Below are 15,683 nucleotides of genomic sequence, written 5' to 3' on the forward strand. Positions count from 1 at the left end.
GCGCCTGGCATGCTAGACGGCGCGAATGCAAGGCAAGACGATCGCAATCATCGGCGGCGGACCCGCGGGGCTCATGGCCGCCGAGGTATTGTCGGCCGGCGGCTGCGACGTCACAGTTTTTGAGGCCATGCCGACCTTCGGCCGCAAGTTCCTGCTCGCGGGCAAGTCCGGTCTCAACATTACCCACTCGGAAGAATACGATACGTTCCGAACCCGCTTCGGCAGCGCCACCGCGCGGCTGCGCCCGGCCCTGGATGAGTTTCCCCCGCAGGACATCCGCAACTGGGCCCAAGGTCTCGGTACGGAAACCTTCGTGGGAAGCTCGGGGCGTGTATTCCCGAGGGTCATGAAGGCTTCGCCGCTGCTGCGGTCCTGGCTGCGCCGGCTGGAGCACCAGGGGGTCCGGCTCATGCCACGCCACCGCTGGATCGGGTTCGAGAAGGACGGATATACATTTGACACCGCAGCCGGCCTCTTGCTCGTTCGCGCGGACGCATGCCTGCTCGCCCTCGGCGGCGCCAGCTGGCCACGCCTCGGCTCCGATGCCGCCTGGGTGCCGTGGCTGAAGGCGCGCGACGTCCGGATCAATCCCTTCCGTCCCGCCAATTGCGGTTTCGACGTCGCCTGGAGCGACGCCTTCCGCGAACGGTTCGCTGGCGCCCCGGTCAAGTCGGTGACCGCGATATCAGATACCGGCACGATCCAGGGAGAGTTCGTGATTTCGCGGCACGGCATCGAAGGCAGCCTCGTTTATGCCCATGCCGCAGCGCTGCGCGACCGGCTGGAGCTGACAGGCGAAGCAGCGTTCGTGGTCGATCTCGCGCCCGGTCGAACAGAGGCACGGCTTGCCCGCGACCTCGCTCGACAGGACCGCAAGGCGAGCTTCGCCAACCGGCTGCGCAAGGCAACGGGGCTGGAAGGCGTGAAGGCCGCGCTGCTACGGGAGTGCGTTCCGAACGCCTCCCTCCTCGATGCAGAAACGATCGCCTCCCGCATCAAGGCGCTGCCGATCCCGCTCCTGCGGCCACGACCGATCGAGGAGGCGATCTCGTCTGCTGGTGGCATTGCCTGGTCCGCGATCGACGAGACGTTCATGCTGAAGAAGCTCCCGGGCGCGTTCGTCGCCGGTGAGATGATCGACTGGGAGGCGCCGACCGGCGGCTACCTCCTCACGGCCTGCCTCGCCACCGGACGGGCTGCCGCGCGCGGTATCGAAGAGTGGCTCGCCGGTCGGTGAGGAAGCGCCGGTGTCCGCGGCAACAGGTCATAGACGAAGCGGCTTCCATCCAGCCTCGATGCGAGGCTAGGGTGCAACGACCTACGCTTACCGACGCTCCAGGGCCGACTGCACATGACGCTTACCAGACGCCGACATCTCGTCAGCACCAGACGCACCGTAACGGGGCTGATGCTCGTCGCGGCCATTTCCTTCATTGCAGGAATGACCGATGCCGTCGGTCTTTTGCTTACCGGCGACTTCGTATCCTTCATGACGGGCAACACGACGCGCGCCGCGCTCTCCTTCGCCGACGGCAACTATGGGCATGCGATCGTCCTGCTCGCGGCACTCTGGGTCTTCATCATCGGCAATGCGCTGGGGATCATCATCGCCCATACGCTCTCCACCCGCCGGACCTTCGCCGTCCTCGCCAGCGTCGCTCTTGTCGTCGCGGTCGCGGCCCTGATGCCCGACGAAGGCTATCGTCGCATCCAGTTCTACCTCATCATCCTGGCAATGGGCATGATCAACGCCACGGTCGAGCATATCGAGGGCCTGCCGATCGGCCTGACCTATATCACCGGGGCGCTTTCCCGTTTCGGGCGGGGCGTCGGCCGGTGGATCGTCGGCGACCGTAATCCGACGGGTTGGGTGATACAGACGATCCCATGGAGCGGCATGGCTGCCGGTGCAGTCTCAGGCGCCTTCCTGACAAATTGGCTCGGCAAGGATGCCTTGTGGGCCGTAGTGATCGGCATCGTGACCATCGCCATCGCAACCGTCTTCCTGCCGCGCCCGCTTCATCTCCATTTCCAGCAACCGATCGTGCCGAAAGGCCGCCGGCGGCGTTGACAGCGCGGATCGAATGCGGCGACAGATCTTACCATGTTCATCTTCTCCAAGCTCTTCTGGCTCGCAGTTCAGCCGCTCTCCCTTGCCTTCCTGCTCGCGACCTTCGGTGCCTTGCTGGCGTTGACCGGCTTTCGCCGTACCGGCGGGATTGCGGCAGCGCTTGCCGCTCTCGTCCTTTTCGTGACCCTCTACACGACGGCAGGCGGCGTTGCCCTGCAGGTGCTGGAAGCGAGATTTTCGAATCCACCTGAGGAGCCGCAGGAGGTGAGCTGCATCCTCATCCTCGGCGGCGCCATGGAAAACGAGGTCACCACCAGCCGCGGCGGCGTGGAGTTCAACCAGGCGGCCGAACGATTCGTCGAGCCGCTTCGGCTCGCGCTTCGTCATCCGCAAGCCCGCGTCCTGGTCTCCGGCGGCGACGGGTCGATCAGCGGCGCCTACGAGGGCGAGGCCAGTGCATCGGAGCGCCTGTTCTCTGCGTTCGGAATCCCGCCGGACCGGCTGGTGAAAGAGAACGCTTCACGCACCACCTATGAAAATGCGCAGCAGACAAAGGATGTTCTGGCGCGAGAAGGCCTCACCGACTGCCTCCTGGTGACCTCCGCCTTTCACATGCCGCGGTCGATGGGGCTCTTCCGAAGGGCAGGCATACCCGTCACACCCTGGCCGGTCGACTACCGAACGAGCGGCATCTTGCGCCTCGGCTTCGACTTCACCCAGCCTACGTCGAACGCGCAGCTAACGTCGACTGCGGTGCGTGAGTGGCTGGGCCTGCTCGGCTACTATGCCACCGGGCGCATCGACAGCGTCTTCCCGGCCGAATAGCTGCTTATTTCCGCGAGATCGTCACGAAGCGTCCGCCACGCACGCGGACCGTCATCTCGCAAGGCTTGTCGTCGGTCCGCTCGCAGAAGCGCGGGTGCATCTTCATCACGAAGACCATGTTGCCGAAGCGCTTGATGAAATCGTAGCCGTAGACGCGGGCGGTGGCGATCATGAAGTAGCCGCCCTCCTTGGCTCGCAGATAGAAGTTGTAGGGGCAACCGTCTTCATTGCAGTCCGGGCCGCGCGTCCCGTCGCAGGTGATCTCGCCATGATTGCTGACCGCATCGACAATGCCGTCATTGTTGATGTCCAGCCGGGTCATGAAGCCGCTGCCGAACTGGGCGATCTTGCACTGTTTGCGGAAGTGATCCTTTTCGTAGATCTCCGGATCGTTCAACAACTGCTGCTGCGCCGGTGCTGCCGTCGGTACGAGCGCCAGCGCCAGGACCTGCGCGGCGATGATCAGATGCTTTTTCACGGGCATTGGCTCCTTACCCCTTCGCCTCCTCGCGCGACGCGCGTAAGAAGACCGAATACATGAAGTCGTGCTAACGCATGGCACTTGCGCGACGCTGGAGGGTGAGACGTGCTCTACATACTGGACTACGCCGGTGTGGTGGTCTTTGCCGCGACAGGCGCACTGGCAGCCTCGCGCAAGCAGCTCGACATCATTGGCTTCCTCTTCTTTGCGGCGCTGACCGGCGTCGGCGGCGGAACGCTCCGGGACCTTGTTCTGGGACGGACGCCCGTCTTCTGGGTCGTCGATCCGGCCTACATCCTCGCCTGCGTCGCCACCGGTGTCGTCGTGTTCTTCGCGGCCCATCTCGTCGAGTGGCGATACCGGTTGCTGCTCTGGCTCGACGCCGTCGGACTTGCGGCCTATAGCGTCATGGGTGCCGCCATCGGGCTTGCCTCGACGGGCTCGGCATCGATCGCCATCGTGACAGGCGTCCTGACGGCCACATGCGGCGGCATCCTCCGCGACACGCTGGCCGACGAGCCTTCCGTTCTCCTGCGCTCAGAGGTCTATATTTCCGCCGCACTTGCCGGCGCCGGGGCATTCACCCTGCTCGAAGTCCTAGGCATGCCGTCGCTTGCAAGCTCGGCCGCGGGTTTCGTCGTTGCATTTGGGCTGCGTGGCGGAGGGATTCGCTACGGGTGGACCATCCCGCGGTACCGGCCGAGAGCCGGGCGCGATCCGGAAGATGCCATTGGCAAACGCTGAGAAACCTAGCTCTTCTTCTCGCGGAGCCGGATCACGACGTCGACATAGGAGATTTCCATCCCTTCCGGAGCGGGCGGCAGGTTGCCGATCTCGATATTGCTGACGGGGATGTCCAGGACCTCGTTGCGACCCTCTATGAAGAAGTGATGGTGGTCGGAGACGTTGGTGTCGAAGTAGGTCTTGGCGCCCTCGACCGCCAGCACGCGGATCATCCCGGCTTCCGTGAACTGGTGCAGCGTATTGTAGACCGTGGCGAGCGAGACCGGCACATCGGCGGCAATTGCCTCCTCGTGCAGCTCTTCCACCGTCAGGTGGCGGTCGCCCTTGGCGAAAAGCAGCTCGGCGAGGGCAATGCGCTGGCGCGTCGGCCGCAAGCCGCAATCGCGCAACTTCGTCTCTATGCTGAACAAAGCCCCTGCCATACTGCCAACACGCCCCATCACTGTCTGTGACATACTATCTTGAGTTTCGGATATAACTTTTGCCGGCCCGGCTTTCAATAGGGTGCGCAGCGCTCCGACCCGGGCAGAGGTCCTCCAAAAACGAGCAATTTCGTCGTCGACCTCTGGCTTGCGGGCCAAGCTTCCTATATGCGGTCCCATGAATGCTGTCCGTCGAGATCGTCCGGCCCACCGTATACGCTTTCGCTACGGACATGGTTGTGCTTCAATTTCCGCCGTCCCTGTCATAATGATCTGGCTCGGCACGAGGGAACCAAACTTTGATGACGGAAAGACAGTCAAGCTTCTCTTACGATGAAATCCTCGCCTGCGGCCGGGGGGAACTGTTCGGGCCGGGCAATGCCCAGCTGCCCCTGCCCCCCATGCTGATGGTGCACCGGATCACCGATGTTTCGGAGACCGGAGGCGAGTTCGGCAAGGGCTACATCCGCGCCGAGTACGACGTCCATCCGGACGACTGGTACTTTCCCGTCCACTTCCAGGGCAACCCGATCATGCCGGGCTGCCTCGGCCTGGATGGCATGTGGCAGCTTACCGGTTTCTACCTCGGCTGGCTGGGCGAGGAAGGTCGCGGCATGGCCCTGTCTACGGGTGAGGTGAAGTTCAAGGGCATGGTTCGTCCGCACACGAAGCTTCTCGAATACGGCATCGACTTCAAGCGCGTCATGCGCGGTCGCCTGGTGCTCGGCATCGCCGACGGCTGGGTCAAGGCGGACGGGGAAACCATCTATCAGGCAACCGACCTGCGTGTCGGTCTGTCGAAGGAAAAGGCCGCCTGAGCTACGGCACCGGCGCGGCATAAAGCAGAAAAGGTCATCAAGATGAGACGGGTTGTTGTCACGGGTCTCGGCATCGTGTCCTCCATCGGAAACGACGCTTCCCAAGTCACCGAATCTCTCCGCCAGGCAAAGTCGGGCATCTCCTTCTCACAGGATTTCGCCGACCACGGCTTCCGCTGCCAGGTGTGGGGCCGGCCCGACCTCGATCCGACCGATCTCGTCGACCGTCGCGCCATGCGCTTCCTGTCGCAAGGCGGTGCCTGGAACCACGTCGCCATGAAGCAGGCGATTGCGGATTCCGGTCTCGATGAGAAGGACTACAGCGAGAATGAGCGCGCGGGCATCATCATGGGGTCAGGCGGCCCGTCGACCCGCACCCTCATCGAAGCGGCCGACATCACCATCAAGAACGGCAGCCCGAAGCGAATCGGCCCGTTTGCCGTGCCGAAGGCGATGTCCTCGACTGCATCGGCGACGCTTGCAACCTGGTTCAAGATCCACGGCGTGAACTATTCCATCTCGTCAGCCTGCTCCACCTCGGCCCATTGCATCGGCAATGCTGCGGAGATGATCCAGTGGGGCAAGCAGGACCTGATGTTCGCCGGCGGCCACGAAGACCTCGACTGGACCATGTCGAACCTCTTCGACGCCATGGGCGCGATGTCCACGAAGTACAACGACCAGCCGGCGAGCGCCTCGCGTGCCTATGACGTCGACCGCGACGGCTTTGTCATCGCAGGGGGTGCAGGGGTCCTCGTGCTCGAGGAACTGGAGCATGCCAAGGCGCGCGGCGCCAGGATCTACGCCGAGATCGTCGGCTATGGCGCGACCTCCGACGGCTACGATATGGTGGCTCCTTCCGGCGAAGGCGCTGTCCGCTGCATGCGGCAGGCGCTGTCCACGGTGAAGGGAGATGTCGACTACATCAACACCCACGGCACTTCGACGCCCGTGGGTGATTCCAAGGAAATCGGTGCCATCCGCGAGGTCTTCGGCGACCGCATCCCCCACATCCAGTCCACCAAGTCGCTGACGGGCCATTCGCTCGGTGCCGCCGGCGTCCAGGAATCGATCTATGGCCTGTTGATGATGCAGGAGAAGTTCATCGGCGAGAGCGCGCATATCCAGACGCTGGATCCGGAATTCGAAGGCGTTCCGATCGTGCGCAAGCGCATCGACGATGCAAAGATCGACACGGTGCTTTCCAATTCCTTCGGGTTCGGCGGCACCAACGCCACGCTCGTCTTCCAGCGCTACAACGGGTAGAATTTCATGACAGGGTTCATGCAGGGGAAACGCGGCCTGATCATGGGGGTCGCGAACAATCACTCCATCGCCTGGGGCATCTCGAAGGCAGTTACGTCGCAGGGCGCGGAACTCGCCTTCACCTATCAGGGCGAGGCCCTTGGCAAGCGGGTAAAGCCGCTCGCCGCTGAAGTCGGCTCTGATTTCCTGCTGCCGTGCGACGTGGAAGATATCGCCTCCGTAGACGCAACTTTCGAGGCCATCCGCGAGCGCTGGGGCAGGCTCGACTTCCTCGTCCACGCGATCGGCTTTTCAGACAAGAACGAGCTCAAGGGGCTCTACGCCGATACGACGCGGGACAACTTCTCGCGCACCATGGTCATTTCCTGCTTCTCCTTCACAGAGGTCGCCAAACGCGCCGCGGGTCTGATGACCGAGGGCGGCTCGATGCTGACGCTTACCTATGGCGGCTCCACACGCGTCATCCCCAACTACAATGTCATGGGTGTGGCCAAGGCCGCGCTCGAGGCCTCGGTGCGTTATCTGGCGGCCGACTACGGACCCCAGGATATCCGCGTCAACGCGATTTCCGCCGGCCCCGTCCGCACCCTCGCCGGCGCCGGGATTTCCGACGCCCGCGCCATGTACTCTTGGAACCAGAAGAACGCACCCCTGCGGCGCACGGCGACCATCGAGGACATCGGTGGATCGGCGCTCTACCTGCTGTCGGATCTCTCGCGCGGCGTGACGGGCGAAATCCATTTTGTCGACGCCGGCTACAACATCACGTCGCTGCCGACGCTCGAGCGACTCCGAAAGGCGGACGTTGAATGATTCCGATGCGCATCATAGTGCGCATCTTGCGAAGTGACGCCTATTGAGCTATCCTTCAAGGAAGCTAAGGTGGCCTCATGGAGCGAAATAGCCAGAAGATTCTCTCCCGGTTGAAACGGGAAGGATTCGAGCTGGTTTCCGTCAAGGGATCTCATCACAAGCTGCGGAAGGGGACGGTGACAATCATCGTTCCCCATCCGAAGAAGGATTTGCCGCTGGGCACTGCAAAGGCTATCGCCAAACAGGCCGGCTGGGTGTGAGACGGACAGGATGAAGCACTTTATAGCGCTTGTTCACAAGGACCACGACAGCGCCTTCGGCGTCAGCTTTCCCGATCTGCCATCAATCTTTTCCGCCGCGGATGGAGAGGATGATCTGGTTGCCAATGCAACGGAGGCGCTGAGGCTCTGGTCGGAAGACGAGGTGTTGCCGGTACCATCGACCTATGAAGAGATTGTCTCCCGGGACACCGTCCGAGATGAGTTGGCTCAGGGTGCGTTCCTGATCCGCGTACCCTTCATAGAGGATGATTCACGCGTCGTGCGGGCGAATGTGACGTTCGAAAAGGGCATGCTGGATGCCATCGACACTGCAGCAAGAGAGCGAGGCCTGACTCGCTCGGCGTTTCTCGCGAGTGCGGCCAGAAAAGAGATCGAGGCCGCCTGAGAGGTCTCTACTTCCTCGCCCACAGCACCTTGAAGCGCGCGTTGCGGCAGGTTTCGCCGCTCTCCCTGAACTCCTCCTTCAGGACCGGTTCGTAAGGCAGGCCGCGGTTGGCGACGAGCATCAGCCTTCCATTGCCCCTGAGCGCCGATGCGGCGGTGCGGATCATTGCCTTGCCCAGTTCCGGATCCGCCGCCTGCGCCTCGTGGAAGGGCGGGTTCATGATCACCAGGTCGTATTTCTCCTTGGGCGGCTCCACGGCAAGATCCTGCCAGAAGAACCGCGCGTTGAGGTTCGGACAATTGCGGGCGACGTTGCCCTTCGCGAACTCCAGCGCCCTGTAGTCCGCCTCGAAGAGATCGACGCGGTTGACCCGCGGAGCCTGCTCCGCCAAGCGCACGGTCAGGTAGCCCCAGCCTGCGCCGAAATCCGCGGCATTGCCATCGAAGTCGGTCGGGAGCCGCTCCGCGAGAAGCTCGGAGCCCGGATCGACGCGGTCATGGGAGAACATTCCCGGTGCGGCCTGGAAGCGGCCTTCCACCGTGACCGGGAGCTTCTTCAGCGCTTGGATGGCAGCCGTCGCATCCTGCGGTCGCGCCAGCCAGATCGCCACGCCATGATATTTCGGGGTATAGTCGAGCTGTATGCCGAGCTTGAGCAGCGTGTTTCGCAAGGGCTGGATACCGTCCTCCTTGCCGCCGGCAATGATGATCATCCCGCCTTGCCTGACGCGCTCCAGCGCTTCCGCCACACGGTTCTCGTTCTCGCCCTTGTGCTTGCCGCACAGGACAAGAGCCATGTCATAGTCGTGCCCCTCGGCTTCGGGAAGGGTCCCTTCCGGCAGGAAGCGGAACATCGGCCGGAACTGCTGTACCGCCGTCACCTTTGCCGCAAAGCCTTCCGGAAAGCCCAGCCCGGCTTCCGCCCCCAGGAAGAGAACACGCTCGCCCGCCAGCGGGACCGGGACTGCTCCGGTGGCAAAAGGATGGAAGAGTGTCTTCAGGGCATCTCGGCTCATCGCGGCTGACCTTCGAAAATGGATAAAGAAAAGGCGCGGAAACCATCCCGCGCCTCGATGCTTCAGGAAAGAAGAACCTTACTCGGCAGCTTCGCCGCCTTCGCTCTTCTTTTCCTTCTTCTCCTGCGGGATCTCCTGGCCGGTCGTCTGGTCTACGACCTTCATGGACAGGCGAACCTTGCCGCGCTCGTCGAAGCCCATCAGCTTCACCCAGACCTTGTCGCCTTCCTTGACGACGTCGGTTGTCTTGGCAACGCGGTCGGCTGCGAGCTGCGAGATGTGCACGAGGCCATCACGGGCACCGAAGAAGTTGACGAAGGCGCCGAAATCGGCGGTCTTGACGACCGTTCCTTCGTAGACGGCGCCGACCTCCGGTTCCGCAACGATCGAATGGATCCACTTGCGGGCTGCCTCGATCTCCTTGCCGGAGGACGAGGCGATCTTGACGGTGCCGTCGTCCTCGATGTTGATCTTGGCGCCGGTCTTTTCCACGATCTCGCGGATGACCTTGCCGCCCGAGCCGATGACTTCGCGGATCTTGTCGACCGGGATGTTCATCACTTCGATGCGCGGAGCAAATTCGCCCAGCTGCCCACGGCTTTCCGTGATGGCGTTGGCCATTTCGTTGAGGATGTGCTTGCGGCCACCCTGCGCCTGGCCGAGAGCGACCTTCATGATCTCTTCGGTGATGCCGGCGATCTTGATGTCCATCTGCAGCGAGGTGATGCCGTCGGCCGTACCCGCCACCTTGAAGTCCATGTCGCCGAGATGGTCCTCGTCGCCGAGGATGTCGGAGAGAACCGCGAAGCGTTCACCTTCGAGGATCAGACCCATGGCGATACCGGCCACCGGCTTTGCGATCGGAACGCCGGCATCCATCAGCGCAAGCGAGGTGCCGCAGACGGTTGCCATGGAGGACGACCCGTTGGATTCGGTGATCTCCGAAACCACGCGCAGCGTGTAGGGGAACTGCTCGGCGGTCGGCAGCATCGGGCGGATGGCGCGCCATGCGAGCTTGCCGTGGCCGATCTCGCGACGACCCGGGGAACCCATGCGGCCCGTCTCACCAACCGAGTAGGGCGGGAAGTTGTAGTGGAGCAGGAAGCGCTCCTTGTACATGCCAGTCAGTGAGTCGACATACTGCTCGTCTTCGCCGGTGCCCAGCGTCGCAACCACGATGGCCTGGGTTTCGCCGCGGGTGAACAGTGCGGAGCCGTGCGTGCGGGGCAGGATCCCGACTTCCGAAACGATCGGACGGACGGTTTCCAGGTCACGGCCGTCGATGCGGCTCTTGGTGTCGAGGATGTTCCAGCGGACGATCTTTGCCTGCAGGTGCTTGAAGACGGCACCGATGACTTCCGGTGTATACTTCGGCTCCACGCCCTCCGGGAAGAATTCCGCCTTCACCTTGGCCTTGACGGCGTCGACGGCGGCATAGCGGTCGGCCTTCTGGGTGATCTTATAGGCGTCGCGCAGTTCCGCCTCGAAATGCTGCAGCATTTCGGCTTCAAGTGCCGAATGATCTTCGGGCTGGAAGTCGCGCGGCTCCTTGGCAGCCACTTCTGCGAGCTTGATGATCGCGTCGATGACCGGCTGGAAGCCCTTATGGCCGAACATGACGGCGCCGAGCATCACATCTTCCGGCAGTTCCTTGGCTTCGGACTCGACCATCAGGACGGCGTCCTGGGTGCCGGCAACGACGAGGTCGAGTGTCGACTCGTCCATCTCGTCGAGATGCGGGTTCAGCACGTATTCGCCATTGATGTAGCCGACGCGCGCGCCGCCGATCGGGCCCATGAAGGGAACGCCGGAGAGCGTCAGTGCTGCCGAGGTAGCAACCATGGAGAGGATGTCGGGGTTGTTTTCCAGGTCATGCTGGATGACCGTGACGACGACCTGCGTGTCGTTCTTGTAACCTTCCGGAAAGAGCGGACGGATCGGGCGGTCGATCAGGCGGGAAACGAGGGTCTCGTTCTCCGACGGACGACCCTCACGCTTGAAGTAGCCGCCAGGAATCTTGCCGGCGGCATAAGTCTTTTCCTGATAGTTGACGGTCAGCGGGAAGAAGTCCTGGCCCGGCTTCGGCAACTTGGCCGAAACAACGGTCGCAAGAACGACGGTCTCGCCGTAGGTGGCGAGGACGGCACCGTCCGCTTGGCGGGCGATCTTGCCGGTTTCCAGCTTGAGCGGACGCCCGGCCCACTCGATTTCAACAGAATGCGTATCGAACATTATTCGTGTCCTTCGTGGCGCGGCCTCGAAGCGTCCGAGGACGGTACGGCCGGCGCGTGTGGTGACGTGACACGGGCAAGACAACGGGAGGCTTTCGGTCCGGCGGATCATCTCGATCCTGTCGAGCTAGGCGATGTGCCTGGCGAAAGCATCCGGCAATCCTGCCCCATGGCAGGTCATCGGTTGATTTGGCGGGTCCGGCCCATCCGGCCTGCCAGTCTGACCCCTTCGGGGCCAGGATTTCCGATCATGCGGAAATAGGCATGGCGGGCGTCTCCTGCGAGGCGCCCGCCATGAAGCGTCTTAGCGGCGGATACCCAGGCTGGCGATCAGCTTGGTGTAGCGGCCTTCGTCCTTCTTCTTGAGGTAGTCAAGAAGCGAGCGGCGGCTGGAGACCATCGCGAGCAGACCACGGCGGGAATGGTTATCCTTCTTGTGGCCCTTGAAGTGTTCGGTCAGGTTGTTGATGCGCTCCGTCAGGATCGCAACCTGGACTTCCGGAGAACCGGTGTCGCCTTCGACGGTTGCGTATTCCTTGATCAGCGCAGCCTTGCGCTCGGCAGTAATCGACATCGGACAGGTCCTTTCTTGGTGAGGATCATGGGGTCGCCTGTGGCCGGGATGTCGTCCAGCCATGGCCGTGAAAGCAAAAGGGATGCCTGTGGCACCCGATGCTGGCGGTGCCTATACTCCATATGCCCCGCAAATGGAAGGGCCTAGCACCGTCTCAGCCGAAGACGCGCTTGGGCCGGAACTCACCCTGCCCGATCTCGCCGATCGCAACGAGCCGTCCCCGGGCGGTCGCATAGGCTTCCGGCTCGGCAAGCGGGGCATCCCGTCCCCGAACGATCACCGGATTTCCCATCCGCAGGCGATGCGCCTGGTCGTCCGTCACGGCAAGATGCGGAAGGTTGGAGAGTGCCTCGGCAGTATCGATCAGGTAGGCGTCGAGCGAAGCAAGACGTTCCTCCCGGTCCTCGATCTTCTCGAGCGCCACGAGGTCGGCGAGCGGCACCATGCGGTCTTCCCCGAACGGTGCGACGAAGGTGCGCCGCAGGCCGGAGATATGGCCGAAGCATCCGAGATCACGGCCGAAGTCGCGTGCCAGCGCCCGTACATAGGTCCCCTTGCCACATTCGACCTCGAAATGGGCGGTATCCGCATCCGGGCAGCCAATCAGGGTCAGGCGATGGATCTCCACCTCGCGGGAGGGAATCTCGACCACCTCCCCATCGCGGGCGAGGTCATAGGCCCGTTCCCCGGAGATCTTGATCGCCGAGAACTGAGGCGGCACCTGGCTGATCGTGCCGGTATAGCGCGGCAGCAGGGCAAGGATATCCTCCTCGGTCGGCCGCTTGTCGGACGTATGCGTGACCTCGCCTTCCAGGTCGTCCGTCAACCGCTCCTCGCCCCAGGTCACTGTAAACTCGTAGACCTTGCGACCATCCATGACATAGGGAACGGTCTTGGTGGCGTCGCCGAGCGCAATGGGCAGCATCCCCGACGCCAACGGGTCGAGCGTTCCCGCATGACCACACTTCTGGGCATTGAAAAGCCACTTGATCTTGGAGACGGCTTCGGTCGAACCGAAGTCAACGGGCTTGTCGAGGATGAGCCAGCCCGATACCGGGCGGCCCTTGGGCTTGCGAGGCTTTGACATCGATTGCTTTTCTTATTCTTCGTCTTCGGAGGCCGGTGCGTCGAGGTCGCGCCTCACCTCGGGGGATCGCAGCAGCTGGTCGATCTTCTTGTAGTTGTCGAAGCTGGTATCGTCCCGGAACCGGACTTCCGGCATGTATTTCATCTGCCGCAGCTGGCCACCGAGCCGGCCACGGATGAATTTCGCATTGCGGTTCAACGCGTCGATGACCGCCTGGTGATCCGGCAGGCCGAGGGGCGTCACATAGGCGGTGGCGATCTTGAGGTCGGGCGACATCCGAACTTCGGAAACCGAAATCACGGTCTTCTCCAGAAGATCGTCGCGCACCTCGCCCCGCTGCAGCACCTGGGTGATTGCGGCGCGCACCTGCTCACCAACGCGAAGCATGCGCTGGGACGGCGCCGGGGAGGTTGCTTTTGCCATTCTTGTATCTCTTTCGCGCGGCTCTGGCGTCTGGCTCCTGGCCTGTCGCGCCGCGCTTCACGGTTTTCCAGGCTCAAATGCATCGTCAGGCCGCAAAGGTCAAGGACTGCCGTCCGCTCCGCTCTTGACGTGGCGCAAGAAATGTCCAACTACGTCTGCTTCTCCGTGCCGGCAGAAAAGCGGCGCGGATCAGAACCCGGTGCCGGGCCCCTCTGGCGAGAGTACTACGGCGCTCTCGCGATGTCGGTACCGCCTGCAATTAAGCCGGCGGATTTTTAATGTCCATGACACATGTGCTTCTAGCCTGCAGCGATGCCGGAATGGCTTCGGCTGCTCGACTGCCTTCTTACGCGGCCTTCCGAAAGGAGGCCGGCAAATGAACCAGGCGCAATCCCATACTTCCCTGTTCGGCTATCTGAAGTGGTCGATCATCGTTACCGTTGTCGGCCTTCTTCTCGGCGGCATACTTGGCTGGCAGACAACGGGAACGGTCAGCGGCATGCTGACCGTCTTCTTCATCTGTGCCGTTCTGGCGGTGCTGGAAATCTCGCTCTCCTTCGACAATGCGATCGTCAACGCCAACAAGCTGAAGGACATGACCCCTGTCTGGCAGCAGCGCTTCCTGACCTGGGGCATCCTGATCGCGGTCTTCGGCATGCGCATCGTCTTCCCGCTGCTGATCGTGGTGATCGCCGCGGGCATCGGACCGATCGATGCCATCGTGCTGGCTGCCGCCCAACCGGACGAATATGCCCGCATCATGCACGACGCCCATCTGCCCATCGCAGCCTTCGGTGGAACCTTCCTGATGATGGTCGGGCTGACCTACTTCTTCAACCACGAGAAGGATATCCACTGGGTGGTGGTGCTGGAGAAGTACATGTCGCGTTATGCGACCATCAAGGGCGTGGAAATCGCTTTCGTGCTGGCCCTGATCCTGATCTTCTCCAACATTCTCGATGGGGAGGATTCCTACACCTTCCTGACCTCGGCAATCTATGGCCTGATCACCTTCCTAGCCGTCGAACTGCTGGGCGGGCTGCTCGATGCCTCGCAGCGAGCCATGTCTGAAGCGGCAAGGGGCGGCCTTGGTGCCTTCATCTATCTCGAGGTGCTCGACGCCAGCTTCTCGTTCGATGGAGTGATCGGTGCGTTTGCGCTGACGCAGAACCTCTTCATCATCGCGATCGGGCTTGGCATCGGCGCCATGTATGTCCGCTCGATGACCATCATGCTGGTGGAGAAGCAGACGCTCACACACTACCGCTACCTCGAGCATGGCGCGTTCTACGCCATCCTCATTCTTTCGGTGATCATGTATGTGCAGACGCTCTACCACATCCCGGAAGTCATCACCGGCCTCGGCGGCGCAAGCCTCATAGGCCTGTCGCTCTGGTCCTCGATCCGGCACAACCGGCAGGAACGTGTCCAAAAAACCGACTGGGCAAGCGGCGAAATCTGACGGCGAAGGCGTGAAGCAAAGGACCTCCGCCTTTGCTTCACGCAGCTTTGACAACTATTGGTTTGACAGGGCCCGGCGGATTACGGCACTAGAGGTCGCGAGTTCCTCCCAAAGGGCCCGGATGCGTCAGCTCAAGTTGTTTTCCATGTCCTTTGCCTGCCTCATCGCCGCATTGGGCAGCCTTGCCATATTCTCGCAGGAGATCGATGTCCTCCTGCAGCCACAGCGGACGGAGCCGAGCTTCTTCAATCAGATGGCTTCGCGGCCCCCGCCATACGGCCCTTCAAGTTACTCGAAGAAGATCACGCTTATCGACTGTACCTATGCCTTGCTGAACCTGCGCCGGGTCGAAACACCGGAGAAGGCCGCTGCCGTCGCGCGATCCTGCGAAAGGCTCAGCGACAGCATGACGGCGACCATGCCGACCAATGCACATGCGTGGTACGTCAATGCTCTGGCCCATGCTCGCCTGGGAGACACAGATGAGTTCCTCGCAAGCTATCGCAAGTCTCGCGAACTGGGGCCGAACGAGCAGTGGCTGGCGGAGAACCGCACACGCCTGGCGGAGGAAATGTACGCGGAATTCGACGAGGATAGCCGCCGCCTTCATGAGGCAGACCTGACACTGCTGGCGAACAGCCCCCGCGGCACGCGAACGCTCGCGGCGCGCTATGCGTCCAATGAGGAGTTCAGGGAACGCATCATCCAGATCGTCGAGCGCCTGCCTCCCGATCGGCAACGGGCATTCCTCCAGAACGTTCGCAGCGTGCTGCGCTAGGCCGGGG

At 62.4% G+C, this 15,683-nt stretch carries 18 protein-coding genes; 11 read left to right on the forward strand and 7 right to left on the reverse strand.

Going from position 1 to position 15,683, the window contains the following annotated elements; genetic code table 11:
- The first annotated feature begins 25 nt into the window (after window positions 1-25).
- The 3 genes from FN060_RS16690 (at window position 26) to FN060_RS16700 (ending at window position 2,896) form a co-directional block, all read left to right on the forward strand.
- Window positions 26-1,237 carry a TIGR03862 family flavoprotein gene (locus tag FN060_RS16690; RefSeq protein WP_142589066.1) on the forward strand — a complete coding sequence of 404 codons (1,212 nt, stop codon included), beginning with the start codon at window positions 26-28 and terminating at the stop codon, window positions 1,235-1,237.
- Between the two features lie 114 nt (window positions 1,238-1,351).
- Entirely contained in the window at window positions 1,352-2,071 is a 720-nt protein-coding gene (locus tag FN060_RS16695; RefSeq protein WP_077548461.1) for a YoaK family protein, read from the forward strand.
- 33 nt (window positions 2,072-2,104) lie between these two features.
- Window positions 2,105-2,896: a YdcF family protein gene (locus tag FN060_RS16700; protein ID WP_142589067.1), complete on the forward strand. Its 792-nt coding sequence runs from the start codon at window positions 2,105-2,107 to the stop codon at window positions 2,894-2,896.
- Window positions 2,897-2,900: 4 nt separating this feature from the next.
- On the opposite strand, the gene FN060_RS16705 is transcribed toward FN060_RS16700, so the two are convergent.
- The gene (locus tag FN060_RS16705; RefSeq protein ID WP_281977804.1) at window positions 2,901-3,374 is read right to left on the reverse strand and encodes a hypothetical protein; all 474 of its coding nucleotides are present in this window, start codon (window positions 3,372-3,374) and stop codon (window positions 2,901-2,903) included.
- A gap of 108 nt (window positions 3,375-3,482) precedes the next feature.
- On the opposite strand from FN060_RS16705, the gene FN060_RS16710 reads away from it, so the two are divergent.
- Window positions 3,483-4,121: a trimeric intracellular cation channel family protein gene (locus FN060_RS16710; protein WP_142589068.1), complete on the forward strand. Its 639-nt coding sequence runs from the start codon at window positions 3,483-3,485 to the stop codon at window positions 4,119-4,121.
- Between the two features lie 5 nt (window positions 4,122-4,126).
- Here the strand turns inward: FN060_RS16710 and irrA are convergent, their stop codons facing one another.
- Complete coding sequence (gene irrA, locus FN060_RS16715) at window positions 4,127-4,543, reverse strand: iron response transcriptional regulator IrrA (RefSeq protein ID WP_077548614.1); 417 nt, start codon at window positions 4,541-4,543, stop codon at window positions 4,127-4,129.
- 302 nt (window positions 4,544-4,845) lie between these two features.
- Here irrA and fabA point away from each other — a divergent pair, with 302 nt between their 5' ends.
- The 5 genes from fabA (at window position 4,846) to FN060_RS16740 (ending at window position 8,106) form a co-directional block, all read left to right on the forward strand.
- The gene (fabA, locus tag FN060_RS16720; protein WP_052641030.1) at window positions 4,846-5,361 is read left to right on the forward strand and encodes a 3-hydroxyacyl-[acyl-carrier-protein] dehydratase FabA; all 516 of its coding nucleotides are present in this window, start codon (window positions 4,846-4,848) and stop codon (window positions 5,359-5,361) included.
- A 42-nt stretch (window positions 5,362-5,403) separates the two neighbouring features.
- Complete coding sequence (fabB, locus tag FN060_RS16725; protein ID WP_077548457.1) at window positions 5,404-6,627, forward strand: beta-ketoacyl-ACP synthase I; 1,224 nt, start codon at window positions 5,404-5,406, stop codon at window positions 6,625-6,627.
- 6 nt (window positions 6,628-6,633) lie between these two features.
- Window positions 6,634-7,440 (forward strand): enoyl-ACP reductase FabI, encoded by an 807-nt coding sequence (gene fabI, locus FN060_RS16730; RefSeq protein WP_142589069.1) that lies wholly within the window; start codon window positions 6,634-6,636, stop codon window positions 7,438-7,440.
- A 77-nt stretch (window positions 7,441-7,517) separates the two neighbouring features.
- Window positions 7,518-7,700, forward strand: a complete 183-nt coding sequence (locus FN060_RS16735) for a type II toxin-antitoxin system HicA family toxin (RefSeq protein WP_052641024.1) — start codon at window positions 7,518-7,520, stop codon at window positions 7,698-7,700.
- A 10-nt stretch (window positions 7,701-7,710) separates the two neighbouring features.
- On the forward strand, window positions 7,711-8,106 hold the full coding sequence (locus tag FN060_RS16740) for a type II toxin-antitoxin system HicB family antitoxin (protein WP_142589070.1): 396 nt from the start codon (window positions 7,711-7,713) through the stop codon (window positions 8,104-8,106).
- A gap of 7 nt (window positions 8,107-8,113) precedes the next feature.
- Here FN060_RS16740 and FN060_RS16745 read toward each other — a convergent pair whose 3' ends face one another.
- The 5 genes from FN060_RS16745 to rbfA all read right to left on the reverse strand — a co-directional run bounded on the left by FN060_RS16745 (window position 8,114) and on the right by rbfA (window position 13,436).
- The gene (locus tag FN060_RS16745) at window positions 8,114-9,121 is read right to left on the reverse strand and encodes a class I SAM-dependent methyltransferase (RefSeq protein ID WP_142589071.1); all 1,008 of its coding nucleotides are present in this window, start codon (window positions 9,119-9,121) and stop codon (window positions 8,114-8,116) included.
- Between the two features lie 78 nt (window positions 9,122-9,199).
- Window positions 9,200-11,353 (reverse strand): polyribonucleotide nucleotidyltransferase, encoded by a 2,154-nt coding sequence (pnp, locus tag FN060_RS16750; RefSeq protein WP_142589072.1) that lies wholly within the window; start codon window positions 11,351-11,353, stop codon window positions 9,200-9,202.
- Between the two features lie 303 nt (window positions 11,354-11,656).
- Window positions 11,657-11,926, reverse strand: a complete 270-nt coding sequence (gene rpsO, locus FN060_RS16755) for a 30S ribosomal protein S15 (protein ID WP_052641016.1) — start codon at window positions 11,924-11,926, stop codon at window positions 11,657-11,659.
- A gap of 154 nt (window positions 11,927-12,080) precedes the next feature.
- Entirely contained in the window at window positions 12,081-13,013 is a 933-nt protein-coding gene (gene truB, locus FN060_RS16760) for a tRNA pseudouridine(55) synthase TruB (protein WP_142589073.1), read from the reverse strand.
- Between the two features lie 12 nt (window positions 13,014-13,025).
- Entirely contained in the window at window positions 13,026-13,436 is a 411-nt protein-coding gene (gene rbfA / locus FN060_RS16765; RefSeq protein WP_142589074.1) for a 30S ribosome-binding factor RbfA, read from the reverse strand.
- A 376-nt stretch (window positions 13,437-13,812) separates the two neighbouring features.
- Between rbfA and FN060_RS16770 the strand changes: the two genes are divergently transcribed.
- The gene (locus FN060_RS16770) at window positions 13,813-14,898 is read left to right on the forward strand and encodes a DUF475 domain-containing protein (RefSeq protein WP_142589075.1); all 1,086 of its coding nucleotides are present in this window, start codon (window positions 13,813-13,815) and stop codon (window positions 14,896-14,898) included.
- A 121-nt stretch (window positions 14,899-15,019) separates the two neighbouring features.
- On the forward strand, window positions 15,020-15,676 hold the full coding sequence (locus FN060_RS16775; protein ID WP_142589076.1) for a tetratricopeptide repeat protein: 657 nt from the start codon (window positions 15,020-15,022) through the stop codon (window positions 15,674-15,676).
- Window positions 15,677-15,683 lie beyond the last annotated feature (7 nt).

This window comes from Pseudorhizobium halotolerans (assembly GCF_902153235.2).
GTDB classification, from domain to species: Bacteria; Pseudomonadota; Alphaproteobacteria; order Rhizobiales; family Rhizobiaceae; genus Neorhizobium; species Neorhizobium flavum.